General features: G+C 31.4%; 22 protein-coding genes and 1 pseudogene. 21 read left to right on the top strand and 2 right to left on the bottom strand.

The features are described from left to right. Window positions 1-17 precede the first annotated feature (17 nt). The 9 genes and pseudogenes from BEN51_RS11025 to BEN51_RS10985 form a co-directional block, all read left to right on the top strand. Window positions 18-440 (top strand): annotated as a pseudogene (locus BEN51_RS11025) (GNAT family N-acetyltransferase); the annotation flags it as partial. 142 nt (window positions 441-582) lie between these two features. Further along, window positions 583-1011: a helix-turn-helix domain-containing protein gene (locus tag BEN51_RS11020; RefSeq protein WP_119866105.1), complete on the top strand. Its 429-nt coding sequence runs from the start codon at window positions 583-585 to the stop codon at window positions 1009-1011. A gap of 27 nt (window positions 1012-1038) precedes the next feature. Further along, on the top strand, window positions 1039-2094 hold the full coding sequence (locus tag BEN51_RS11015) for an alpha/beta fold hydrolase (protein WP_119866104.1): 1056 nt from the start codon (window positions 1039-1041) through the stop codon (window positions 2092-2094). Window positions 2095-2167: 73 nt separating this feature from the next. Further along, complete coding sequence (locus BEN51_RS14055) at window positions 2168-2263, top strand: MerR family DNA-binding transcriptional regulator (protein WP_236906211.1); 96 nt, start codon at window positions 2168-2170, stop codon at window positions 2261-2263. 252 nt (window positions 2264-2515) lie between these two features. Then, a complete protein-coding gene (locus BEN51_RS11005; RefSeq protein ID WP_119866103.1) occupies window positions 2516-2986 on the top strand; it encodes a flavodoxin in 471 nt (156 codons plus the stop codon). Between the two features lie 137 nt (window positions 2987-3123). Next, the gene (locus BEN51_RS11000; RefSeq protein ID WP_119866102.1) at window positions 3124-4095 is read left to right on the top strand and encodes a DUF4180 domain-containing protein; all 972 of its coding nucleotides are present in this window, start codon (window positions 3124-3126) and stop codon (window positions 4093-4095) included. 13 nt (window positions 4096-4108) lie between these two features. Further along, the gene (locus tag BEN51_RS14050) at window positions 4109-4321 is read left to right on the top strand and encodes a hypothetical protein (protein WP_236906210.1); all 213 of its coding nucleotides are present in this window, start codon (window positions 4109-4111) and stop codon (window positions 4319-4321) included. A 462-nt stretch (window positions 4322-4783) separates the two neighbouring features. Further along, complete coding sequence (locus BEN51_RS10990) at window positions 4784-5149, top strand: DUF4180 domain-containing protein (RefSeq protein WP_119866101.1); 366 nt, start codon at window positions 4784-4786, stop codon at window positions 5147-5149. Window positions 5150-5187: 38 nt separating this feature from the next. Next, entirely contained in the window at window positions 5188-5655 is a 468-nt protein-coding gene (locus BEN51_RS10985) for a flavodoxin family protein (protein ID WP_119866100.1), read from the top strand. A 56-nt stretch (window positions 5656-5711) separates the two neighbouring features. Here BEN51_RS10985 and BEN51_RS10980 read toward each other — a convergent pair whose 3' ends face one another. Next, the gene (locus BEN51_RS10980; RefSeq protein ID WP_119866099.1) at window positions 5712-7709 is read right to left on the bottom strand and encodes a fructose-1,6-bisphosphatase; all 1998 of its coding nucleotides are present in this window, start codon (window positions 7707-7709) and stop codon (window positions 5712-5714) included. A 181-nt stretch (window positions 7710-7890) separates the two neighbouring features. Here BEN51_RS10980 and dhaK point away from each other — a divergent pair, with 181 nt between their 5' ends. The 3 genes from dhaK to dhaM are packed head-to-tail and all read left to right on the top strand — an operon-like array spanning window position 7891 to window position 9952. After that, on the top strand, window positions 7891-8889 hold the full coding sequence (dhaK, locus tag BEN51_RS10975) for a dihydroxyacetone kinase subunit DhaK (RefSeq protein WP_119866098.1): 999 nt from the start codon (window positions 7891-7893) through the stop codon (window positions 8887-8889). Window positions 8890-8911: 22 nt separating this feature from the next. Beyond that, on the top strand, window positions 8912-9538 hold the full coding sequence (gene dhaL, locus BEN51_RS10970; RefSeq protein ID WP_119866097.1) for a dihydroxyacetone kinase subunit DhaL: 627 nt from the start codon (window positions 8912-8914) through the stop codon (window positions 9536-9538). Window positions 9539-9562: 24 nt separating this feature from the next. Continuing rightward, window positions 9563-9952: a dihydroxyacetone kinase phosphoryl donor subunit DhaM gene (gene dhaM, locus BEN51_RS10965; protein WP_119866096.1), complete on the top strand. Its 390-nt coding sequence runs from the start codon at window positions 9563-9565 to the stop codon at window positions 9950-9952. Between the two features lie 38 nt (window positions 9953-9990). On the opposite strand, the gene BEN51_RS10960 is transcribed toward dhaM, so the two are convergent. After that, window positions 9991-11271 carry a dicarboxylate/amino acid:cation symporter gene (locus tag BEN51_RS10960; RefSeq protein ID WP_164704115.1) on the bottom strand — a complete coding sequence of 427 codons (1281 nt, stop codon included), beginning with the start codon at window positions 11269-11271 and terminating at the stop codon, window positions 9991-9993. A 258-nt stretch (window positions 11272-11529) separates the two neighbouring features. Here BEN51_RS10960 and BEN51_RS10955 point away from each other — a divergent pair, with 258 nt between their 5' ends. The 9 genes from BEN51_RS10955 to BEN51_RS10915 all read left to right on the top strand — a co-directional run bounded on the left by BEN51_RS10955 (window position 11530) and on the right by BEN51_RS10915 (window position 23609). After that, entirely contained in the window at window positions 11530-13326 is a 1797-nt protein-coding gene (locus BEN51_RS10955) for a WG repeat-containing protein (RefSeq protein WP_119866095.1), read from the top strand. Between the two features lie 166 nt (window positions 13327-13492). After that, entirely contained in the window at window positions 13493-13726 is a 234-nt protein-coding gene (locus tag BEN51_RS10950) for a DUF1858 domain-containing protein (RefSeq protein WP_119866094.1), read from the top strand. Window positions 13727-14001: 275 nt separating this feature from the next. Continuing rightward, window positions 14002-16158: an ornithine decarboxylase gene (locus BEN51_RS10945; protein WP_119866093.1), complete on the top strand. Its 2157-nt coding sequence runs from the start codon at window positions 14002-14004 to the stop codon at window positions 16156-16158. Between the two features lie 40 nt (window positions 16159-16198). Then, window positions 16199-17506 carry a putrescine-ornithine antiporter gene (potE, locus tag BEN51_RS10940; protein ID WP_119866092.1) on the top strand — a complete coding sequence of 436 codons (1308 nt, stop codon included), beginning with the start codon at window positions 16199-16201 and terminating at the stop codon, window positions 17504-17506. A 108-nt stretch (window positions 17507-17614) separates the two neighbouring features. Continuing rightward, window positions 17615-18289 (top strand): FadR/GntR family transcriptional regulator, encoded by a 675-nt coding sequence (locus tag BEN51_RS10935; RefSeq protein WP_119866091.1) that lies wholly within the window; start codon window positions 17615-17617, stop codon window positions 18287-18289. Between the two features lie 343 nt (window positions 18290-18632). Continuing rightward, the gene (locus BEN51_RS10930) at window positions 18633-20171 is read left to right on the top strand and encodes an L-lactate permease (protein WP_119866090.1); all 1539 of its coding nucleotides are present in this window, start codon (window positions 18633-18635) and stop codon (window positions 20169-20171) included. 36 nt (window positions 20172-20207) lie between these two features. After that, complete coding sequence (locus tag BEN51_RS10925; RefSeq protein ID WP_119866089.1) at window positions 20208-20996, top strand: electron transfer flavoprotein subunit beta/FixA family protein; 789 nt, start codon at window positions 20208-20210, stop codon at window positions 20994-20996. A 13-nt stretch (window positions 20997-21009) separates the two neighbouring features. Then, window positions 21010-22200 (top strand): electron transfer flavoprotein subunit alpha/FixB family protein, encoded by a 1191-nt coding sequence (locus BEN51_RS10920; RefSeq protein ID WP_119866088.1) that lies wholly within the window; start codon window positions 21010-21012, stop codon window positions 22198-22200. A gap of 5 nt (window positions 22201-22205) precedes the next feature. Next, window positions 22206-23609 (top strand): FAD-binding oxidoreductase, encoded by a 1404-nt coding sequence (locus BEN51_RS10915; protein ID WP_119866087.1) that lies wholly within the window; start codon window positions 22206-22208, stop codon window positions 23607-23609. Window positions 23610-23621 lie beyond the last annotated feature (12 nt).

Here is a 23621-nt window from a genome sequence, read left to right as displayed (position 1 = left end):
GTGATAAATTTAAGGAATTTTTAATAAATTGGTATAATACAAGAAATGAGCAAGTTGACCGCCTTGATCCTGTAATTATAGATAAAGCTAACAATACAGTAGTTGGGAAATTAGCCATAAATGAATATGATGAAATTAAACATAGCATGAATTTTAGAATACTTATAGGTCCTAGGAGAAGAAACCGTAGATTAGGAACAGAGGCAACAATCTTAGTACGTGACTATATCTTTTTAAATACAGATCTAAAAGAGTTAACTTTAGGGGGTTATGCCTTCAATCCAAGGGCACAAAGAGTATATGAAAAAGCAGGATTTATTTTAGATAGTATTGATAAAGCTGATTTAGAATATGAAGGAGAAATGATAGATGCTCTTAACATGCTGTTAACAAGAGAAAGATGGGAAGAAATTTATTATAAAGGCCATACTTTAAATTAATAGTGATAAAAAGGAGAGTTGCTTAACTCTTCTTTTTTTATGAATAAATATATGTAAACTAATAATAACATTTGCTGTTATATCTGGTTGGTTGAATAGAGATAATAACTAATATATCATTAAATCAAAGGATGTGATTAATATGATAAGTATGAATTTAAAAAAATTAAGAAAGAAATATAAATATACTCAGGAAGAAATTGCTGATAAAATTGGTGTTTCAAGACAGGCTGTTGCAAAATGGGAAAGTGGAGAAAGTCTTCCTGATATTAATAATTGTTTAGCTTTAGCAGAATTTTATGGAGTTAGTTTAGATGATTTAGTGAATTATTCTAACGATAAAGATAAAATAGGTCCTCAGCCAAAGGGAAAGCATGTTTTTGGAATAGTAAAGGTTGGTGAAAGAGGGCAGATTGTAATTCCTAAAAAGGCTAGGGAGATATTTAACATTTTTCCTGGTGATAGTTTGCTGGTTTTAGGAGATGAAAGTCAAGGTCTTGCTTTGATGAAGCAGGAAAAATTAATGCATTTTATAGAAGCAATTTATAATGCAGAAGAATGTACAGAATAGTAATTTAAGAATAGGAGATTGGTAAATATGAAAAAGAAAATAATATTAATTATAATCTTAGGGATTATACTATTTATAATTGGTTCATATTTTTATAATAATGTAACCTATATTAAGAAACCATTAAAAAAGATAGCTAAAGCAGGTTTTATAGAAAGGCAGATAAAATTAAAAGATGGTACTCTGTTAAATTATGGAGAAGGGCCTGATAATGGAAAAACGCCACTTTTATTAATACATGGCCAAGGAATGACTTGGGAAGATTATGCTAAGGTATTAGAGGAACTATCAAAACATTATCATGTTTATGCTATAGATTGTCATGGACATGGGGAATCAGAATGGAAGGTAGAAAAGTACTCAGCTAAAGAAATGGCTAAAGATTTTATAGAATTTATTGATACAGAAATTGGAGAAAAAGTAGTTGTTTCAGGCCATTCTTCAGGGGGAATGATTGCTGCATGGATGGCTGCCTATTATCCAGATCGCATCTTAGGAACAGTTATTGAAGATTCACCTTTCTTTGCAACAGAAGCTGGCAGAAGGGAAAAGACTTACGCATGGGTTTATGGTTTTCAATTATATCAGGATTTTAAAAATCAAAGTGAAGAGAAAGATTATTTTAAATATAGTTTAGAAAGAAGTTATTGGAAAAATATCTTTGGAGAAAAGATTTGGAATTTTATTTCAAAAAGTGCAGTAAGCTATCATGAAAAGCACCCTAATGAACCTGTTCATGTAAAGTATTTACCACCACAAATAAATAGGATGTTTGAAGTTGTAACCTATCCTTATGATCAAAGATTTGGAGAAACTTTCTATGATAACAGCTGGTTTGAAGATTATAATCAAGAAGAAGTCTTATCAAAAATAAAAAGTCCTACAGTATTTATTAAGGCCAATACTAGTTATGATGGTGATTTATTATTAGCAGCCTTATCAGATGAAGATACCGATCGTGTAGTCAGCCTATTAGAAAAGGGGAAAAGAGTCAATGTTGACACTCCAGGTCACGATATACACTATGATAAGCCAGATGAATTTATTGAAATTATGGTGGAATTTTTAAATGAATTAGAATAAGTACTTGACTATGACCTTGCGTCATAGTTTACAATATAGAGTATTAAAAACAAACAAAAGAAAGAGTTTTAAAATGAAAAAACAATTATTAACTGTTAAAGATGTTTCATATATAACAGGTATAACTCCAAGAACACTACATTATTACGATAAAATTAATAAACTTTAATATTAAAGCAGCAGAGATTAAAAGAAATTATTAATGCTGTAGATGATTACTTATCAGGTGAAGAGCCATTTAATTTAAGTATATTTAAAAATTCAGAAGTTCTAGAATTGAAGGAACAGTATTATCGTGAAGCTAAATTAGTATATGGAGAAACAGAAAAGTATAAGGAAGAAGATTTAAGTGATTTTATTTATAAAGCAATTTTAGAATATTGTAATAAATAGTTGGTTGTTTAGAAAGGAAATAATACAAATGAGCAAAATATTGATAGTTTATTACTCGCTATTTCAAAATACAAAGAACTTTGCATTAGAAATAGCAAGGCAAACTGGCGGCGATATAAGAGAGCTAATTTCTGAAAAGAATTATTCTTTTAATTATAATACAGCTGCTAAGGAAGTTAGAAGTGAAATTGCTAGGGGATTTTGCCCTAAGTTGCTATCTGGCAATGAGCCAATAGATAATTATGATACTATATTTATAGGTACACCTAACTGGTTTAAAACAATGGCACCACCAGTTAGGAGCTTCATTAGAAATCATAATTTTGAAGGAAAAACTATAATTCCTTTTTCCACTAGCGGTGGAGGAGGCCTTGGAGAAATTCAAGATGATATAGCTAAAGAGTGTTTAAAAGCTAAAATTCTACCAGGCATTGATGTAAGCGGACAAGTTGTTAGAGAAGATATAGAAAAGTGGCTTAAAAGAATTTTAAATGAATAAGAAGAATTAAAAAGGGTTAGAGTGAAATTATTTACTTTAACCGTTTTTTTTATGAATATAATAATTTTATTATATTGACCCTGCTACTAACATATGTTACTATTAACATATGTTAAAGATGTAGTGGAGGAGCTAATATGTCAATTAACTATGCAATCTTGGGAATACTAAGTTATAAGCCAATGACCGGATATGATTTAAAGAAGATCATTCAAAACTCTGATTTTATGTATTGGTCAGGAAATAATAATCAAATATATAAAGCTCTAACAGAATTACTTAATAAGGGGTTTGTAAAAAATGAGCTGAAGTATGAAGAAGGGTCTCCAACTAAAAAAATCTATGAAATAACTGATGGAGGTCTTACAGCTTTGAAGGAATGGGTTAGTTCACCAGTAGGAGATAGCGAAATAAAAAAGCCATTTCTTGTTCATCTTGCCTGGTCTAGTATGTTAAATAGTAAGGAATTAAATAATCTTATTGATGAATATGAAAGCCAAGTTAAAAGTCAATTATTAATGGTAAAAAACAATAAAGAGGCTGCAAAATTTTCACCAGATAGGACTGCCTTAGAAAATACATTATGGACTTATATCAATGATAATATTCAAAGAACATATAAAAATGAACTTGTCTGGATTCAAGATTTAAGAAAGGCTATATCTAATATTCCAAATGAAAATGATTTAGCTGAAAATGAAGAAACAAAGGCTAATAATAAAGAAAAAAATAATAGTAAGGTTCTGAAGTATGATGTAAAGAGCACTGGTAAAATATCTTACCTTCATCTTACTGCTTCAGAAAATAAACTTGAAAGAGAAAAAGATATTTTAGATATAATTACTGCATTAGCAGAAAATAATAGTCAATTTGTTTTATTAGATTTTGAAGCACTTTCAGAGGAATTCTTTGATCCTAAAGTAGGACTTCTGGCATCATTACTTCAAAAATTTACTATGTACCACATTAAAGCTGGAATTGTAATTGATAATATAAATAAGTTAAAAAGTGAATTTAAAGCATCAATTGTAGAAAGTGAAAAGAATCAAATTATTAAATTAGTTAATAATGTTAAAGAAGCAGAAGAGTGGTTTTTAAGTTTAAAATAAGGGGGGAAGACAAATGAAATATAAAAATGCCTTCAAGACGCAGGAAGGGAAAGAAGAAGTTCTTAAACAGTATGATATGCTTCTTGAAGCACCAACAATACCACATGAAAGATTTTATGTAAATACTCGTCACGGCAGCACCTTTTGCATAGCTGCTGGTGATATTAATAATCCACCCATGCTTCTATTACATGGAAGTAGTATGAATTCAATGGAACTTCTTTAGGGGGATGGCTAGCTGCTAAATTTGCTATAAGATATCCGGAAAGGGTTGATAAATTAGTGTTGATATGTCTTTCAGGGATAGGTAGTCAAAATAAGAAATTTGTATTTATAGCCTTATTTTATATGCTTTTTGGAGAAAAGGGAGTAAGGAAGTTATTTAAAATTATTAATGGTAATTTTGATATACCTGAAGTATTTTTTAAATTTCAAGTGTTAATGGGTAAAAATTTTAACATTAGGAAAGAGCCTATACCGATTTTTACTGATGAAGAAATAAGACGGTTAACTAGCCGGTATTCTTATTTGATGGAAAAAAAGATATAATTCTGAATTCTATGGAAACTGCTGATAGAATGAAGAAACTTCTTCCGAATGCAAAAATAAATATTTTCCTGAAGGTGGACATAGTCTGATAAATCTTACAGATACAATTTTAGAACAAATAAAAGGAGGGAATTAATAAATGAATTACACTTTTTTAGGGAAAAATAATGATATAGTATATATTCAAAGCAAGGATGTATTAATATATGACGCCCAATCTGCTCTTGATCTTATAATGACAGTAATATATGAAAAAGATTGTAGTAAAATTATTTTAGATAAACATGCGATATGTGAAGAATTCTTTATACTTAGCAGCGGGGTAGCTGGTGAAGTTCTGCAAAAATTCTCTAATTATTTTACTAAGCTAGCTATTATTGGAGACTTTTCTAAGTACACAAGCAAGCCGCTGCATGATTTTATTTATGAATGTAACAAGGGTAATAATATTTTTTTTGTAAGTAATTTAGAAGAAGCAGTTAGAATGATTGAGGCGGCTAGATAATATAATTTAGTTAAGAACTAAGTAAGGAGAAAATGTATATGAAAGCCTTGATTCTTTATTATTCAAATTATAAGCATAATACTGAAAAACTTGCAAAGGTTTTTGCTAGAAAAATTAACTGCGATTTAATAAATATTGAAAGTACTAAGGATATTAATTTAGAGAATTACGATTTAATTGGCTTTGGCTCTGGGGTATACAAGGAAAGCATGGCTCCAAAACTTTTTAAACTAGTGGATAGATTAAATTTAAAGGGCAAAAATGTTTTTGTATTTTCAACTAGCGGAGTTGGTATGAAGTTTTATAATAATAAGCTGCTTAAATTGCTAAAGGAAAAGGGAGCTATTATTAAAGGAAGTTTTGCCTGCAAAGGAAGTTTTATAGCAAAAGAGTTTTCTGATAATAAGATTTTTGATTTCTTAGGTAAGTTATCCCAAGGGCATCCAAATGAGAAGGACTTTAAAAAAGCAGAAGAGTTTATTACAAAGTTAGTGAAATTACTTTAAATATAGCAGATAAATTTGTATAAAAACAAATTTATCTGCTGTCTTTTATAGGATTTTTAAATCTGTTCCTTTATTAACCCTGTTCTATATGCATTTAAAAGTTTTTCTAAATCTTCTATTTGAAGTTTTAATTCCTTGCCAATGTCTGTATCTGCTACTCTCATTCTTTCAACCTCTGTTTCTAATATTACTCTAGTTGAAAGAATATCTTTTTCTTCTTCAATGGCCTTTTGAGTAGATTCAAAGGGCTCATGAGAAACTAACGATAATCCATAAGAATTATATATAAGGGTATAGCCTGCAATTCCAGTTTGACTTTGATAAGCTTTTGAAAATCCCCCATCTATAACTAAGAGTTTCCCATTTGCTTTTATAGGACTTTCTCCTTTTTTTATTTTAACTGGGACATGTCCATTAATTATATGTGAAGTTTTAGGGTCTAATCCAAATTCTTCAAAAATCATATTACATGCTTTTTCATCGTCTTCTAAATCAAAATAATGATTCTTCTTTTCAATATGAGTTTCTTTATCTTCTATAAAATATCTTTCAAAGGTAGTCATTTTATCTTTACCAAAGAGAGGCGAGCAAGAACCATTCCAAAGATACCAAATCATATCCATTCCATATAATTTAGCCTCTGGATTATCTTTATGAAAATATCCCTCTCTAACTATAATTTCTAACCTATCTAGTAAAGCCTTACCGCTATATTCTTTACCAGATGCACCTATTCTGACCTTTTTAAAAGTTCCATCGTCATTTAATGGAATACAGCCATGATATAATAAATTTGAGTTATACTTTAAATATAAACTCCCCTTTGCAAATAGAAAACTAACATGTCTTTGAAGTTTTTCGCTATTTAAAAAGGACGACTTAAGCTTTTCTATAAGTTCAATTTCTTCTGGTATAAGTTTATATGGATCTTTAGGGTCGATAGTAGGAAAATTAGTATCCTTTAATTTGTATTCTTTTCCATTTAGGTTTATTGTACCTTTTTCATAGTTAATTTTATCTAGCAGAAGCCTATCTTCCATAGAGAAATAAGGTCTTCTTTTAATTACTGCTCCTTCTAGCTTAAATTGAATTATAGCTATTGCCTTATGCATTTTTGATATAATGTTTATTTCCTTATCACTATAATTTTTATCATTTTCAATAATAGGTTTGAATTCTAAACATTCATCATTTCCATAAAAATCTATAGCAAAGGTAGCCAATGGTAGTAAACTAATTCCATAACCATCTTCTATGGTAGCTAAGTTGCCATATCTGGCAGAGCTTCTTATAACAGTTGCAATGCAGGCTTCACTTCCAGCAGCGGCACCCATCCAAACTATATCATGATTACCCCATTGAATATCAACAGAATGATAATTGATAAGGGTATCCATAATAATATCTGCACCAGGGCCCCTATCAAAAATATCTCCTACAATATGAAGTCTATCTATTACTAAATCTTGAATTACTTTGCATATTGCTGTTATAAATTCTTTAGATCTACCTATGTTTATTATAGTTTTTATTATTTCATTATAATATCTTTCCTTATTGCTATTATTGCTTTCTTCATGCAGTAGTTCTTCTATGATATATGCAAAGTCCTTAGGAAGAGCTTTTCTAACCTTAGAACGGGTATATTTTGAAGAAACACGTCTACAAACCTCTATAAGCCTATATAGGGTAACCTTATACCAATCTTCAATATTTTTTTCTTTTTTTATTATAAGTTCTAATTTTTGTTCTGGATAATAAATCAATGTTGCAAGACTTTTTATTTCTTCTTCCATTAAAGAATTGCCGAAGATATCTTGTATTTTTCTTTTTATAACTCCAGAAGCATTTTTTAATACATGTATAAAAGGTTCATATTCACCATGTATGTCTGATAAAAAATGTTCAGTGCCCTTAGGAAGGTTTAGAATAGCTTGCAAATTTATTATTTCTATACAGGCATCTGCTATAGTTGGATATTGTTTTGATAAAAGCTTTAAGTATCTTAATTCATTTTCAAGATTATCAGTATAATTTTCTTTAATGTAAGACATTTCTATTTCTCCCAGTAGTTTATTATTTGAAATAATTATAACAAATTCATCGCTAGTTGTAAGTAAATAAATTAAACATTATATGGAATATGTTGCTTACTAATTTTATAAACTATAATGTATCTTTAATTAGTTAGAGAAGAAACTAATTAATTTTTTATAAAATTAAGGGGGAGAATTTATGAAAAAACTGATTAACAAGCCTGAATATGTTGTTGAGGATATGATAGCTGGTATGGTGGCTGCTCATCCAGAATATTTAAGGAAGCTTGATGCAGGCAATATTTTAGTTCGCAAGAATGCACCAATTAAGGGTAAGGTTGCTCTAGTTAGTGGTGGAGGAAGTGGACATGAACCTTCCCATGCAGGTTATTTAGGTAAGGGGATGCTAGATGGAGCTGTAGCAGGAGCAGTATTTACATCACCAACTCCAGATCAAGTTTATGAAGCTATAAAAGCAGTTGACAGCGGTGAGGGAGTTTTATTAGTAATTAAAAATTATACTGGTGATGTAATGAATTTTGACATGGCAAAAGAAATGGCTGAGATGGAAGAAATAAAGGTTGAAAGTGTAATAGTAAATGATGATGTTGCTGTTGAAAATAGTACTTATACAGCAGGAAGGCGTGGAATTGCAGGAACAGTATTTGTTCATAAAATAGCTGGTGCAAAGGCTGAAAAAGGAGCTTCTTTAAAAGAAGTTAAGGCTGTTGCTGAAAAGGTTATCGATAATGTCCGCAGTATGGGAATGGCACTAAGTTCTTGTATAGTTCCTGCAGCAGGAAAAGCAAACTTTAGCCTAGGAGAAGATGAAGTTGAAATAGGAATGGGAATCCATGGTGAACCAGGAACCCATAGAGAAACTATTAAAACTGCTGATGAAATAACAGAACATCTTGTAAATAGAATATTAGAAGATATGAAGCCAGAGGAAGGTTCTGAAGTTGCAGTTATGGTTAATGGCCTATCAGGAACACCTTTAATGGAACTATATATAGTTAATAAGAAGGTAAATGAAATTTTAACTAGTAAAGGTATTAAAGTTTATAAGACCTTTGTAGGTGAATTTATGACTTCTCTTGAAATGGCAGGCTGTTCAGTATCGATATTAAAATTAGATGATGAATTAAAGGAATTATTAGATGCACCTGCAGATACTCCTGCATTAAAGTTATTATGATACATTAGAAAAGAGGAATATTATGAGTATAAATGGGAAAAAAGTTATAGAGATATTAAATAAAATTGCTGATGTAATTGATAATAATAAGGCATTTTTATCAGAATTAGATGCAGCTATAGGTGATGGAGACCATGGCATAAATATGAGTAAGGGTTTGTTTGCAGTAAGAGAAAAGTTAAGAGATAATGAAGGGAAAAATATAGGCGACATATTAAAAATTACTGGTATGGCTCTTGTTAGCAATGTTGGAGGAGCATCAGGTCCCCTATATGGAACAGCTTTTATGAAGGCAGCTATGGCTGTAAATGGAAAAGAAGAAATAGATATTAAGGATTTTAAAAATATCTTGGAAGAAGCCTTGAAAGGTATAAAAATGAGAGGAAAAGGACAAGCTGGAGAAAAAACTATGATAGATGCTTTAGAACCAGCCTTAAATGTCTTGTCAAAGGCTATAGAAGAAGGATTAAGCAGTAAGGAATGTCTTTATAAGGCAAAGGAAGCCGCTAGAGAAGGAGTTGAATACACTAAAACTATTGCGGCTACAAAGGGAAGAGCAAGTTACTTAGGTGAGAGAAGTATTGGACATCAAGATCCTGGAGCAACATCTAGTTATTTGATATTAGATACCATATACAAGGAAATATAATTAATTTTTAGAAGGGATAGTCTTATGGTTAGCATGGTAATTGTATCACATAGTCAAAAGATAGCAGAAGGGGTTAAGGAACTTGCTAAGCAAATGGCGCCAGAGGTTTCCATTGAGGCAGCTGGCGGAACTTGTGATGGACGTTTGGGAACAGACATAGAAAAAATAATTTCTGCTATAGAAAAGGTTTATTCTGATGATGGAGTGCTTATATTATTTGATTTAGGAAGTGCATTTATGAATACTGAAATAGCTCTAGAAATGCTTCCTGAAGAAATGAGAGCTAAGGTAGAAATTATAGACCTTCCACTAGTTGAAGGAGCAATTTCTGCTTCTGTTGAATGTACAGTGGGAAGAAATCTAAAAGAGATAAAGGATAACTTAAAAAATATGGCAATGGGAAAAATAATGTAAATATTTTAAGGGGATTGTCCGTGACAATCCCCTTATTGTTAATTTTCTAATTCATTAATTACCATATTGTCTTTTTCATAATAACTTCTATCTAGGCTTCCTTCAAGGCTTGCTACGCAGCCTGCAACAACCAAGTCACCACTAACATTTGTTGCTGTGTGATTTTGATCTAAAATTCTATAGATACCTGTAATAAGACCAACTACTTCAACAGGTAGTCCCATACTTACAAGCATAGTTGTTCCAATAACCAAACCAACTTGAGGTACTGCAGCACAACCAATAGATAAAAGTGTTGCTTCAAGAACTAATGATATTAATTGCGTAAGGCTAAGTTCTACACCAGCAACTTGTGCGGCAAAAATTACAATCATACCAAAGAAGATGCCTGTGCCATCCATATTAGCTGTTGCTCCAAAAGGAAGAACAAAGCTTGCCACTTCATTTGGTATTCCTAGTTTTTCTTTTGCATTCTTCATTGATACAGGTAAAGCTGCCATTGAAGTACAAGTACTAAAACCAACAAGCCAAGATTCAAAGACAACTTTAAGATATTTTATAGGATTAACCTTAGCAATAAAGATTAACAGAGGTATATAAATAATTAGTATCTGAAGAAAGGCTGCTAAATATTCAGTAAATATAAATTTAAAGATAGTTCCTAAAACTGAGGTACCATAGGTAGCCATAGAATCTGTCATAAGACCAAAAACACCGATAGGTATATATAAGATAATTATATCAATAATCTTATACATAATATTAGCACCAGTTTTAAAGGCTTGTTCGACTTTCTTGCCCTGCTCCCCTAAAAGAATAATGGCAATTCCTAACATTATAGAAAAGAAGATGATTTGTAACATAGATCCGTTAGTAAAGGATTCGAATATATTTAGTGGAATTATATCTAGTAATGTATCATATATGTTTGGTAATTCAGAGACGTTTATTTCATTTGCTATTCCATCAATGACAATACCTTTTCCAGGTTTAATAATGTAGGCTAATACTACACCGATAGTTATTGCAACTGCGCTAGTTACGGAAAATAATAGAAAGGTTTTTATTCCGATACGCTTTAATTGTTTAAGATCCTTTAATTCTAAGACAGCTGATGTAATAGAGAAAAATACAAGGGGAACAACAATCATACGAATTAATCTTATAAATATTTTTCCAATGAACGAACAGAAATCAGTTACATAGGCAATCCAGGCAACATCCTTACCCCCTGTTGCACTTAAGATAAGCCCAAAAATAGAACCTATAATAAGACTGATAAAAACTAATTGATAATTTTTTAATTTTCTTTTCTTCATTTAAGACCTCCTTTAGATTTTTTGATAAGATAAAAGACGCAGTTTTACATTTACTTGTATGCCTACGTCTTTGTATTACATAATGTTAATTTTAAACCATAATTGCTTATTTGTCAAAAGTATGCTAGATTTTGATTAAAAATTTTTGGTAACAATATATTATTATTGTAAAATAATTAATTTATATAGTTTTTATTTAACAATCTTTCAAAAATTGAATATTATAAATTATCATTAATAAAATAGGATGGTAATTTTATGGGAGTCAAGAGAAGAAGAAAAGTAAGATTTATTGGAAAGCAAAATAATAAATCTAATAATTTATATCCAGCAGTAAGGAATGAATTAAGAGGACCGGTTTATGGATATATAAATGAGAGAGGTAACTTTGTTATAGAGCCTAAGTTTCAAAATGCCTATGATTTTAATGAATTTGATATAGCTATAGTTAATGTGAATAATAAAGCAGGAATAATAGACAAAAATGGGGAGTATGTGGTTCATCCCATATATGATAGCATTAGCCCTTATAAAGAGGGACGGGCTGTGTATATTTTAAATAATACTATGGGGGTTTTAGATGAAGAGGGAAATAGAATAACAAAGAAGCCTTATACGTTTGTTAGTAACTATAATGAGGGAAGAGCTATTGTTGGAATTAATGATGAAGAAAGTGCCTCATATATCTATGGATATATTGATCTTCAAGGAAATGAAGTTGTTAGCCCAAGCTATATTCAAGCTAATGATTATATAGATGGAGTAGCCTTAGTAAAGATTAAGGATAATACATTTGCTCTATTAGATAAGGATGGAGAAATAATAAATACTTATGAATATTTTTATGTAGGTCAATATGGTGAAGGATTGATGACTTTTGCTCAAGATTCAGACAGCCCCTTAGGATATATAAATACACAAGGAGAAGTTATAATAAAGCAAAAATTTTCCTCTGCAACTGCCTTTAGAGATGGAGTGGCAGTAGTAAGTACAGGTCAATTATTTAATTCTAAATATGGCGTAATAGATAAAACGGGGAAATATGTATATGAGCCTATTTTTAGTAGGATAGAACAATTAGGGGAGGGAAGAGTAGCCTTAGGTCTTCCTTTAGATGATGACGTTCCTTATTGGACAAGTATTTATGCTATAGGGGATTTTTCTGGCAATAAATTAAGTAATTTTAAATATTTATCAGTGGATAATTATAAAGAAGGTTTGGCCTCTGCATCTGATAATAAGTATACTTTTTTTATAGATAAGAATGGGAATATAGTCACTAATCTTCCTATTGTTGAGGGCAGTGGTAATTTAGAATGTATTCATGACCTTATAAGAGCTAATATAGATTATATTACCTATTATATTAAACCAAGTGGAAAGGTAGTTTATAAACCTAACGAGACAATTAAACTTAATAATAAATATTCAATAACTAAGCTTAAGTTTAAACCTAACTATAATTATTTAGTATATTTCCCTAAAGTAGATGGGCTATCAAATAAAAACGTAGAAAATAATATAAATGAAAAACTGAGAGAAATGTCTTGTTTTATACCTAATATGGAGGCTGGTTCAATAGTAGATCTAGAAATAACAGAAGATGATGTACTAGAATATAACTATAATGGAGACTTTCAAATAGAGTATTTTAATAAGAATTTATTAGTTCTTGATATGACAGGATATTATTATCCTTTTGGGGCTGCCCATGGTATGCCTTACAAGAGAACTCCGAATATCAATTTAGAAACTGGTGAGTTTTATAGATTGTCAGATTTATTTATGGGGGGAGTAAATTGGACTGGAGAATTAAATAAGATAATAAAAAATATGATAATTACTGATCCTCAGTATGATATACTTTTTGAGGGTGCTTTTAAAGGGATAGAAGAAAATCAAGATTTTTATGTTGATCAAAATAATCTCTATATATATTTCCCACCATATGAAATAGCACCATATGTAGCAGGTTTTGTTACCTTTAAAATACCTTTTACAGAAATTGAAGGAATAATAAATAAGGAAGGAACTTTTTATAAATCTTTTAATTAGTAATAAATGTAATGGGAATTTTCCTATTACATTTTTTTATGTGCTTTTTTAATTAACAAGTAGAGGGTTAAATCTATGGAAATTTTGTGATTGTAGTCACAGAATAAAAAATATATATAAGTATAATATTAGTAATTAATCTTAATATTCTGAAAGGTTGTGAAATATGGAAAAGAAAATTATTGATTTTAAAAAATCCGTTTATGAACTAAATAAAGAAAATCCAGAAGTAAGTGAAATATTGGCAAGTGTAGGTTTTGATGTTTTATTACAAAGACCAGGAATGTTAGCAACTGCAGGAAGGGTTATGACTATTCCAAAGGCTGCTATAAAGAAGAACATTACTTTAGAGAAAATAAAAGAAGCTTTTATTGAAAAGGGATATGAAATAATAGAATAATTAAGATTTTATTAAATATATTTACTTTAAAAGAGAAATAGATTATTTTAAGAATATTGGGTGTTAAATAAATAATATTAAGTAAAAAAATATGATGCTGCCTAGGCCGCATCATATTTTTTTATCTTTTGCATATTATGCGATATGCTGCAAAAGATAAAAATAAATTATATGTGAAAAATTGCTTTACAGTTTAGTAAATATGAAAGTATAATATTCCAGATATGTAAAGTATAATATTGCGGATATATTATTTTATAAAGGAGCAATTGGAGATGAGAAGATTAAAAATTCTTTATACTAATGAAGCTAAAGAATATTTCAATACAATTAGAAGATTAGTTTTGCCAGAAGATACAGATTTTACTGATGTAGCAGCTGCTGTTGTTACAGATCAAGATATTGAAATAATTGAAGAGATCTATAATACAAAATTTGGAATTCCAATCTTTGTTGTATTAAAGAATGTAGACAGACTTAGCAGCGAAGTTTCAAAGATGGTTTATAGAGTTATTGATAGAAATGAATTTGATATGAATCTTTATAGCAGGGTTATTGAAACAGCAGCAAGACAATATGAAGATAACCTACTTCCGCCGTTTTTTAAGGCTTTATCAGATTATGTAGAACAAGGTAACCTGCAATTTGACTGCCCAGGACACCAAGGGGGGCAATTTTTCCGCAAACATCCAGCAGGAAGATTTTTTTATGATTTTTATGGAGAAAATATCTTCCGTTCAGATATTTGCAATGCTGATATTGCTTTGGGAGATTTACTTATTCACGAAGGACCAGCAATGGATGCTTCAAAATACGCAGCAAGAGTATATAATGCAGATAAAACTTATTTTGTAATGAATGGAACCAGCACTGCCAATAATGTAGCAATAAATGCTTTAGTTACTCCAGGAGATTTGGTTTTATTTGATAGAAATAATCATAAATCTGTTTATAATGCAGCTTTAGTTGGAGCTGGCGGTATTCCAATATATTTAGAAACAGCTAGAAATCCCTTTGGATTTATAGGTGGAATTCATGATCATTGTTTTAATGAAGATTATTTAAGAGCTAGAATAGAAAAAATTGCTCCAGATAAGGCTAAAGAAAAAAGGCCTTTTAGATTAGCAGTAATTCAGCTTGGTACATATGATGGAACAATTTACAATGCAAGACAAGTTATTGATAGAATAGGACATTTATGTGACTATATTCTTTTTGATTCAGCTTGGGTTGGTTATGAACAGTTCATTCCAATGATGAGGGATTGCTCTCCATTGCTATTAGATTTAAATGAAAATGATCCTGGAATCTTAGTAACTCAATCTATACATAAGCAACAAGCAGGCTTTTCACAGGCTTCTCAAATACATAAGAAGGATAAGCATATTAAGGGACAAAAGCGTTATGTAGATCACAAGCGTTTTAATAATTCATATATGATGTTTGCATCTACAAGTCCTTTTTATCCGCTATATTCAACATTAGATGTAAATGCTAAAATTCAGTCAGGAGAAGCAGGTAAGCGTCTGTGGAGAGAATGTATTAAGATGGGTATAGATGCAAGAAAAGAGATATTAGAAAAGTGTTCATTAGTTAGACCATTTATTCCTCCAATAGTTAGAGGAAAGAGATGGGAAGATTATGATACTGAAGAAATTGCAGATAATATAGAATTTTTCAGATTTGAGCCAGGTGAAAAGTGGCATTCTTTTGATGGATATGGAAAAAATCAATATTTTGTAGATCCAAATAAGTTTATGCTTACAACACCAGGAATTAATGTTGAAACTGGAGAATATGAAGACTTTGGTATTCCGGCTACAATCCTAGCAAATTATTTAAGGGAAAAGTCAATTATTCCAGAAAAAAATGACTTAAATTCAATCTTATTTTTAATGACACCAGCAGAAACAGTAACAAAGATGCAAAATCTAGTATCACAGCTGGTTAGGTTTGAACATCTTATAGAGGAAGATGCTCCATTATTTGAAGTATTACCTAGCCTTTATGAAAAATACGAAAGTAGATATCAAGGCTATACTATAAGGCAATTATGTCAGGAAATGCATAACTTCTATAAAGAGAATAATGCTAAGAAGTATCAGCAAGATTTATTTAGGGAAGCTTCCTTCCCAGAAGTTGCTCTAACGCCATATGAAGCTAATATAGAGCTAAAGAGAAATAATGCTAAATTAGTATCATTAGATAAAATTGTAGGAGAAATAGCCCTTGAAGGTGCTCTTCCATATCCACCAGGAGTATTTTGTGTAGCGCCAGGTGAAAGATGGAGTGAAGCAGCTCAAAAATATTTTACAATCTTACAAGATGGTATTAATAAATTCCCAGGTTTTGCGCCTGAAATTCATGGAGTGTATTTAGAAGAGGAAGATGGTTTGGTAAGAGCTTATGGTTATGTATTGGATAAAAAATAAAAAAGTTCTACAAAAGATAAAAGTAGAGGAGTAACGTACTATGTATAAAAGGAAAAATAAAATGAATGTTTTTCAGCTAACAATAATCACCGCAATAAATATGATGGGATCAGGAATTATAATGCTTCCTGCTAAGCTTGCAAGAGTTGGCACAATGTCAATTCTCTCCTGGCTAGTTACGGTACTAGGCTCTATGGCATTGGCCTATTCCTTTGCACAATGTGGTATGTATAGCAATAAGACTGGCGGCATGGGAGGATATGCTGAATACTCCTTTGGTAAATCAGGAAGTTTTTTATCCAACTATACCTATGCTGTTGCCTTAGTAATTGCTAATATAGCTATTGCCATTACTGCAGTTGGTTATGCTACATCCTTTTTAGGTGTTAGCCTTAGCCCAGTGCAGGTAGGGATTTGGACAATTATAACCTTATGGTTGTCTACAGTACTTAATTTTAAAGGGGCAAAGGTTACAGGAAGAATTGGTTCCTTTACTGTTTGGGGAGTAATTGCTCCAATTTTGGTACTTTGTGTTGTTGGCTGGTTTTGGTTTAGTAAAGATTTATATGCGCAATCATGGAATCCAAATAATTTAGCTTTTTTTGAAGGAATAAGCGAATCAATATCAATAACCTTATGGTGCTTTTTGGGCTTGGAATCTGCTTCTGCTAATATGGGGGCAGTTGAAAACCCAAAGAAGAATGTTCCTATTGCCTGCTTAGGTGGAACTGTTGGTGCAGCAATAATATATATTTTGGCAACAAATATTATTGCAGGTATTATACCAAATGCTGATTTATTAAATTCTAATGCTCCTTTTGGTTTAGTTTTTTCAACTATATTTAATCCTGCAGCAGGAAGAATTGTTATGGGCCTTATGGTTATATCCTGTTTTGGATCACTTTTAGGATGGCAGTTTACTATAGCTGAAGTATTTAGAAGTTCAGCCCTAGAAGGATATTTTCCTAAAATATTCAGCAAATTAACAAGAGACAATGCACCAGTTGTAGGTATGATTATTATTACAATAGTTCAGTCATTACTAGCATTAATGACAATCAGCCCAACCCTATCAAAGCAGTTTGATATTCTTGTAAATTTATCCGTAGTTACAAATATAGTTCCATATTTATTATCAATGGCTGCAGTAGATGTAATTTTAAGGAATGGAAAAGTTCAAGATAATAAGAGAAGAGTAACTAATATAATAGCTTTTATAGCATCAATCTTTAGCTTATATGCCTTATATTCTTCTGGTTATGAAGCTATTATGGGTGGAGCCCTATTTACTTTTGCCGGCTGGACTTTATATGGATTTATTTCAAGCAAATTTGATTTAATAAAATAAGTTTCTTAATAAGAAATATTACTTAATATACATATTGTGATATATAATATGTATATTAGGTATTTTTTATTGTAGATATTGAGAAAGATCGTATTTTGGGGTGAAAAAATGGAGCAAGGAAAGTCATATACAAAAGTTATTGATTATATAAAAGATCAAATTAGGGCAGGAGAATTAAAAATAGGCGAAAAACTTCCTTCTGAAAGGGAATTATCTTCAATATTAGGAGTTAGCAGAAATTCTGTAAGGGAAGCTATTAGAACCTTAGATTTTATGGGAATAATATCCAGTCAGCATGGAGTTGGAAATTATTTAACAGGTAATTTTGAAAATAATTTAGTTGAATCTCTATCAATGCTTTTTCTTTTAGATCAAATAAGTTATAAAGAGATAAGTCAATTACGTTTAGGATTAGAAACTCAGGCTCTATTGTTGGCTATTGATGAGGCTACTGAAGAAGAGTTAAAGGAAATAGAAAGAATAAGTTTAGAATTAGAGCATGGAGCAGAAGAAGATAATGTTATACTAGATAAAAAACTGCACTATAATATTGCAAAGGCATCAAGAAATAAATTAATTTTTGATATTCTACAAGCTCTTTCAGAAACAATGGACAGGTTTATTGCTGATTTAAGAAAAGAAATATTTAGCTCAGAAGAAAGCAGGAATGAACTAATAAAAGCTCATAATGATATTGTGAAAAGCTTAATTAACAGAGATAAAGTGTTGGCTTATCAAGCAATTAACAAACATTTTGAACTTGTTAACGAAAAATTGAAATAGTTTTCATTAATAACTATAAAAAGTAAGCTAAAATAAGCTTAAGACTTAATAAAATAATAAATCTAAGATAAAAAGATGTTAAAAATATAACTTTTATTTACATATTAAGTAAGGGGTGCTATTATCTACTCATAAGAGGTAGTACCAATTTCCTTAAAAATGTATGTAAACTAAAAGTTATATTTTTTTAAGGAAACTGGTACTACCAGTAGGATTAAGTAAGGCAAAATACACTAAAGAAGAGATAAGGAACCTATTTATTTAAAAGCGGCGCTGCTTATATTCAATTAATCATATGGCCATATTGAATAAAAATTAAGTTAAAAGAAATTATGAAAGGAAAATAATTATGGTTATCTCATTTATCTTAGCCTTATTACCAATTATCTGGCTTATTATAGCTTTAACAGCTTTAAAGATGCCAGGCTATAAAGCTTGTCCTATTGCTTTAGCTTTATCATTTCTCATTGCAATAGGATTATGGAAAATGCCAATTCTAGATAGTATTACAGCAATTCTTGAAGGAGCAGCAATGTCTCTTTGGCCAATCATTATAGTAATAATCGCAGCAGTATTCACCTACAATGTTTGTATTCACACAGGTTATATGGAAATTATTAAAAAAATGTTAGCTGGAGTAACAAGAGATAAAAGAGTATTAGTTTTAATAATCGCATGGGGCTTTGGCGGCTTTATGGAAGGTATGGCAGGCTTTGGAACTGCTATAGCAATACCAGCAAGTATGCTATGGGCTTTAGGTTTTGATCCAGTACTTTCTGCAATTGTATGTTTAATTGCAAATTCAACACCAACAGCTTTTGGATCTATAGGAATTCCTACTACTACCTTATCAAAGGTTACAGGACTTAATGTAGCAAGTTTATCAGTTGATACGGTTATACAGATTGCTCCAATAATAATATTAACTCCTTATATTTTAGTATTATTAACAGCAAAATCTAAGAAAGCCTTTAAGGGAGTGGGACTTATAACTTTAATTTCTGGACTATCCTTTGTTATTCCGGAATATTTAGTAGCTAAGTATGTTGGACCAGAACTTCCCGTTGTAATTGGTTCTGTATCTTCAATGTTTTGCACCATATTAGCGGCTAAATTATTTGAGAGGAAAGATATTTCTCCAGAGTTTGCTATGGATGCAGTGGCAACTAATAATATATCTAAAAATAAAGCCTTAACAGCTTGGCTTCCATTTATATTGATATTTATTTTCTTATTAGGAACTTCAAATTTAGTAAAGCCTGTAAATAGCTTTTTAGCCCAGTTTAAAAGCTCAGTACAAATTTATACTGGAGAGGGAGGAACACACTATAGTTTTGCTTGGCTTTCAACACCAGGCTTATGGATTATTCTTGCTGGATTTATTGGAGGAATAGCCCAGGGAGCTAAATTCACCAAGCTTTGTGCAATCTTTAAGGATACAGTGTTGCAAATGATGAAAACGATTGTAACAATAATGTCTATTATAGCTGCTTCTAAGCTTATGGGCCATAGTGGAATGATTGCTTCTATTGCTGATATGTTCGTTAAATTGACTGGATCCTTCTATCCACTATTCTCGCCATTCTTAGGTTCAATAGGATCCTTTGTAACAGGAAGTGGAACTTCAGCAAGTGTTTTATTTGGAGGACTTCAGGCGGAAACAGCTAATGTACTTAACTTAAATTCTTCATGGCTAGCAGCAGCTAATACAGCAGGAGCTACTGCTGGAAAAATGATTTCTCCACAAAGTATTGCTATTGCAGTTGGAGCAACTGCTCTTGAATCAAAAGAAAACCTTTTATTAAAAGGGGTTATTAAATATTGTGCTATCTTCATAATTCTAATGGGAATCATCAGTTATTTTGGTGCACAATTTCTTTAATATATAGAAATTTTATAAAGGATAGGTGATTAAGATATGAATATTTTAGTTTGTATTAAGCAAGTACCTGGAACTAATAAGGTAGAAGTTGATCCTGTTACAGGGGTATTAAAAAGAAATGGCGTAGAATCTAAAATGAATCCATATGATTTATACGCTATAGAAACAGCTTTAAGAATAAGAGAAGAAAAGGGGGGCAGCATTACTGTTATTTCCATGGGACCAAATCAAGCTGCCAGCGTAATAAAAGAAGCCTTTGCCATGGGAGTTGATAATGGAGCTTTAATTTCAGATAGAAAATTTGGGGGAGCAGACGTTTTAGCAACCAGCTATACAATTGCCCAGGGAATTAAAAAGTTGGGAGATTTTGATTTAATTTTATGTGGAAAACAGACTACAGATGGAGATACAGCTCAAGTTGGGCCAGAAATATCAGAATGGCTTAAAATACCTAGCGTATGTAATGTTAGTAAGATTGTAAAGGTAGAAGATGAAAGCATTACTGTAGAAATGGATATGAGTGATGATTTAGAACTAGTAAAGGTTACTTATCCATGTCTTCTTGCAGTAGATAAGGATATTTTTATGCCAAGGCTTCCTTCCTATGTAAAGAAACAGCAAACTAAAGACCGTGAAATTAAGATTATCACTTTTAATGATTTAGATGATAAGGATGAAAAGCATTATGGCTTAAGTGGTTCACCAACTCAGGTACAACGTATCTTTCCACCAGCTGTAAACGATCATCAGGAAATATGGAAGGGTGCTTCTGTAGATCTTACAAATAAATTAGCAGATAAATTAGAGGAATTAAAATTCCTATAAGGAGGTAAAAGCAATGGGTAAGCTTGTAGTAAATCAAGATAAAATTGGAAAGATTCAAGAGGTAATGAAAATATGTCCTTTTGGAGCAATGGAAGAAGTAGAGGGAAAACTTCAAATAAATTCAGGCTGCAAAATGTGTAAGCTATGCGTAAGAAAGGGTCCAGAGGGTGCCTTTGAATTTGTGGAAGAAGAAAAGCCATCAATAGATAAGAGTCTTTGGAAGGGAATAGCAGTGTATGTAGACCATGTTGATGGGGAAATTCACCCAGTTACTTATGAACTTATTGGAAAGGCAAAGGAGTTAGCTGCAAAAGTTAATCATCCTGTTTATGCCCTTATGCTTGGAAATGATATAAAAGATAAATGCCGCGAAGTTCTACATTATGGAGTAGATAAGGTATTTATTTATGATGATAAAAATTTAGCTCGTTTTAATATTGAAACTTATACTGCTTCCTTTGAGGATTTTGTAAATAAGCTTAAGCCAACTGCAATATTAGTGGGAGCAACTCCAGTAGGCCGTCAATTAGCTCCAAGACTTGCTGCTAGACTTAAGACTGGACTTACAGCAGATTGTACAATTCTTGATATGACTGAAGATACAGATTTAGTTCAAATTAGACCAGCTTTTGGTGGAAATATAATGGCCCAAATTGTAACACCAAATCATAGACCTCAGCTTGCAACTGTTCGTTACAAGGTTATGAATGCTCCTAAGAGAAATAGCGAGGAAGCTGGAGAAATAGTTGAATGTAGTATAGAGCCTGAAAAGCTTATATCAAATATTAAAGTATTAGATATTATTCCAAAGGAAAAGGAAGAATTTATAGAAGCTTCAGATGTTTTAATTGTTGCAGGCCGTGGAATTAAGAAGGAAGAAGACTTAAAAATGATAGATGAACTTGCAGAATTACTAGGTGGACAGGTTGCTTGTACAAGACCATTAGCTGAAAATGGATGGATGGAAGTTAAGAGACAAGTTGGCTTAAGTGGAAGAACAGTAAGGCCAAAATTAATTATAACTTGTGGAGTATCAGGAGCTGTACAATTTACAGCAGGCATGAATAATGCTGAAAATATTATTGCAATTAATAAGGATGAAAATGCTCCAATATTTAAGACTGCTCATTATGGCATAGTGGGAGATTTATATGAAATTATACCAGGCTTAATTGAGCAGATAAAAATGAGGAAGGAGGCATAATTGCTATGGGATATAAAAGATTTGATGAGAAGGATTTAGAATTTATATATTGTGTTATAGGGGACCATGAGAGAGTTCTTTACGGGGAAAATATTAATGAGGAATATAGTCATGATGAGTTAAGTGATACAGTAAGCTATCCTGATGTTGTTGTTAAGGTTACTTCTACGGAAGAGGTTTCTAAGATAATGAAATATGCTTATGATAATAACATTCCTGTAACTCCACGTGGATCAGGAACAGGCCTTGTAGGTGCTTCAGTTCCAATGGAAAAGGGAATAATGATAGATACAAGTTTAATGAATCATGTATTAGAATTAGATGAAGAAAACTTAACAATTACCGTTGAACCAGGAGTTTTATTAATGGAACTTGCTGCCTATGTGGAAGAAAAAGACTTTTTCTATCCACCAGATCCAGGTGAAAAATCTGCAACTATTGGTGGAAATATAAGCACTAATGCTGGTGGTATGAGGGCTGTTAAATATGGGGTTACTAGAGATTATGTAAGAGGCCTGGAAGTAGTACTTCCTAATGGAACAGTAGTAAATTTAGGAGGAAAGGTAGTTAAAAATAGTACAGGTTATGCCTTAAAGGACTTAATGATTGGTTCAGAAGGAACCTTAGGTATTATAACTAAGGCAACCTTAAAATTACTGCCATTACCTAAGAAAGCAATAAGTTTGCTTATACCATTCCCAAGCTTAGAAAGGGCAATCAGGACTGTACCTTTAATAGTTAAATCTAAGTCTATTCCAACAGCCATTGAATTTATGCAAAGGGAAGTTATCCTAGATGCAGAAAAATACCTAGGCAGAAAGTTCCCAGACAGCAGTGCAGATGCTTACTTATTATTAAAGTTTGATGGCAATTCAACAGAAGAAATAGAAAATGCTTATGATAATGTTGCAAAAATATGTTTAGAACAGGGAGCCTTAGATATATTCATTTCAGATACAAGCGAAAGGGAAGAATCAATTTGGAAAGCAAGAGGAGCCTTTTTAGAAGCAATAAAAGGTTCTACAACTTATATGGATGAAGTTGACGTTGTTGTTCCAAGAAATCGTGTAAATGACATGGTTGAGTATATTCATAATCTTTATAAGGAAGTAGATGTAAGAATTAAGAGTTTTGGACATGCTGGTGATGGTAACCTACATGCCTATATCTTAAGAGATAATTTATCTGAAGAAGAATGGAATAAGAAAATGAAGGATGCTATGGAAAAGATCTATGGCAAGGCTAGGGAATTAGAAGGTCAAGTTTCTGGCGAGCATGGAGTTGGATATGCTAAAAAGGAATATCTATTAAAATCAATGGATCCAGCTTTAATTGAAATAATGGCAGGAATTAAGAAGGCCTTTGATCCTAAAAATATATTAAATCCACATAAGATATTCCAAGAGTAAATTAGCAAAAGT

It is taken from the genome of Clostridium isatidis, from assembly GCF_002285495.1.
GTDB lineage: Bacteria > Bacillota > Clostridia > Clostridiales > Clostridiaceae > Clostridium > Clostridium isatidis.
Note: the sequence above shows the minus strand (reverse complement) of the source record. Positions and strands in the feature narration are given on the sequence as shown.

What these genes read in the sequence shown, in the direction of transcription:
- BEN51_RS10915 (WP_119866087.1), top strand. Translation starts at nt 22,206, where the DNA reads ATGGGATATAAAAGATTTGATGAGAAGGATTTAGAATTTATATATTGT.
- BEN51_RS11005 (WP_119866103.1), top strand. Translation starts at nt 2,516, where the DNA reads ATGAGCAAAATATTGATAGTTTATTACTCGCTATTTCAAAATACAAAG.
- BEN51_RS10945 (WP_119866093.1), top strand. Translation starts at nt 14,002, where the DNA reads ATGAGAAGATTAAAAATTCTTTATACTAATGAAGCTAAAGAATATTTC.
- BEN51_RS10935 (WP_119866091.1), top strand. Translation starts at nt 17,615, where the DNA reads ATGGAGCAAGGAAAGTCATATACAAAAGTTATTGATTATATAAAAGAT.
- BEN51_RS10985 (WP_119866100.1), top strand. Translation starts at nt 5,188, where the DNA reads ATGAAAGCCTTGATTCTTTATTATTCAAATTATAAGCATAATACTGAA.
- BEN51_RS10950 (WP_119866094.1), top strand. Translation starts at nt 13,493, where the DNA reads ATGGAAAAGAAAATTATTGATTTTAAAAAATCCGTTTATGAACTAAAT.
- BEN51_RS14055 (WP_236906211.1), top strand. Translation starts at nt 2,168, where the DNA reads ATGAAAAAACAATTATTAACTGTTAAAGATGTTTCATATATAACAGGT.
- BEN51_RS10960 (WP_164704115.1), bottom strand. Translation starts at nt 11,271, where the DNA reads ATGAAGAAAAGAAAATTAAAAAATTATCAATTAGTTTTTATCAGTCTT.
- BEN51_RS10955 (WP_119866095.1), top strand. Translation starts at nt 11,530, where the DNA reads ATGGGAGTCAAGAGAAGAAGAAAAGTAAGATTTATTGGAAAGCAAAAT.
- BEN51_RS11000 (WP_119866102.1), top strand. Translation starts at nt 3,124, where the DNA reads ATGTCAATTAACTATGCAATCTTGGGAATACTAAGTTATAAGCCAATG.
- BEN51_RS11015 (WP_119866104.1), top strand. Translation starts at nt 1,039, where the DNA reads ATGAAAAAGAAAATAATATTAATTATAATCTTAGGGATTATACTATTT.
- BEN51_RS14050 (WP_236906210.1), top strand. Translation starts at nt 4,109, where the DNA reads ATGAAATATAAAAATGCCTTCAAGACGCAGGAAGGGAAAGAAGAAGTT.
- dhaL (WP_119866097.1), top strand. Translation starts at nt 8,912, where the DNA reads ATGAGTATAAATGGGAAAAAAGTTATAGAGATATTAAATAAAATTGCT.
- dhaK (WP_119866098.1), top strand. Translation starts at nt 7,891, where the DNA reads ATGAAAAAACTGATTAACAAGCCTGAATATGTTGTTGAGGATATGATA.
- BEN51_RS10980 (WP_119866099.1), bottom strand. Translation starts at nt 7,709, where the DNA reads ATGTCTTACATTAAAGAAAATTATACTGATAATCTTGAAAATGAATTA.
- BEN51_RS10925 (WP_119866089.1), top strand. Translation starts at nt 20,208, where the DNA reads ATGAATATTTTAGTTTGTATTAAGCAAGTACCTGGAACTAATAAGGTA.
- dhaM (WP_119866096.1), top strand. Translation starts at nt 9,563, where the DNA reads ATGGTTAGCATGGTAATTGTATCACATAGTCAAAAGATAGCAGAAGGG.
- BEN51_RS10990 (WP_119866101.1), top strand. Translation starts at nt 4,784, where the DNA reads ATGAATTACACTTTTTTAGGGAAAAATAATGATATAGTATATATTCAA.
- BEN51_RS10920 (WP_119866088.1), top strand. Translation starts at nt 21,010, where the DNA reads ATGGGTAAGCTTGTAGTAAATCAAGATAAAATTGGAAAGATTCAAGAG.
- BEN51_RS11020 (WP_119866105.1), top strand. Translation starts at nt 583, where the DNA reads ATGATAAGTATGAATTTAAAAAAATTAAGAAAGAAATATAAATATACT.
- potE (WP_119866092.1), top strand. Translation starts at nt 16,199, where the DNA reads ATGTATAAAAGGAAAAATAAAATGAATGTTTTTCAGCTAACAATAATC.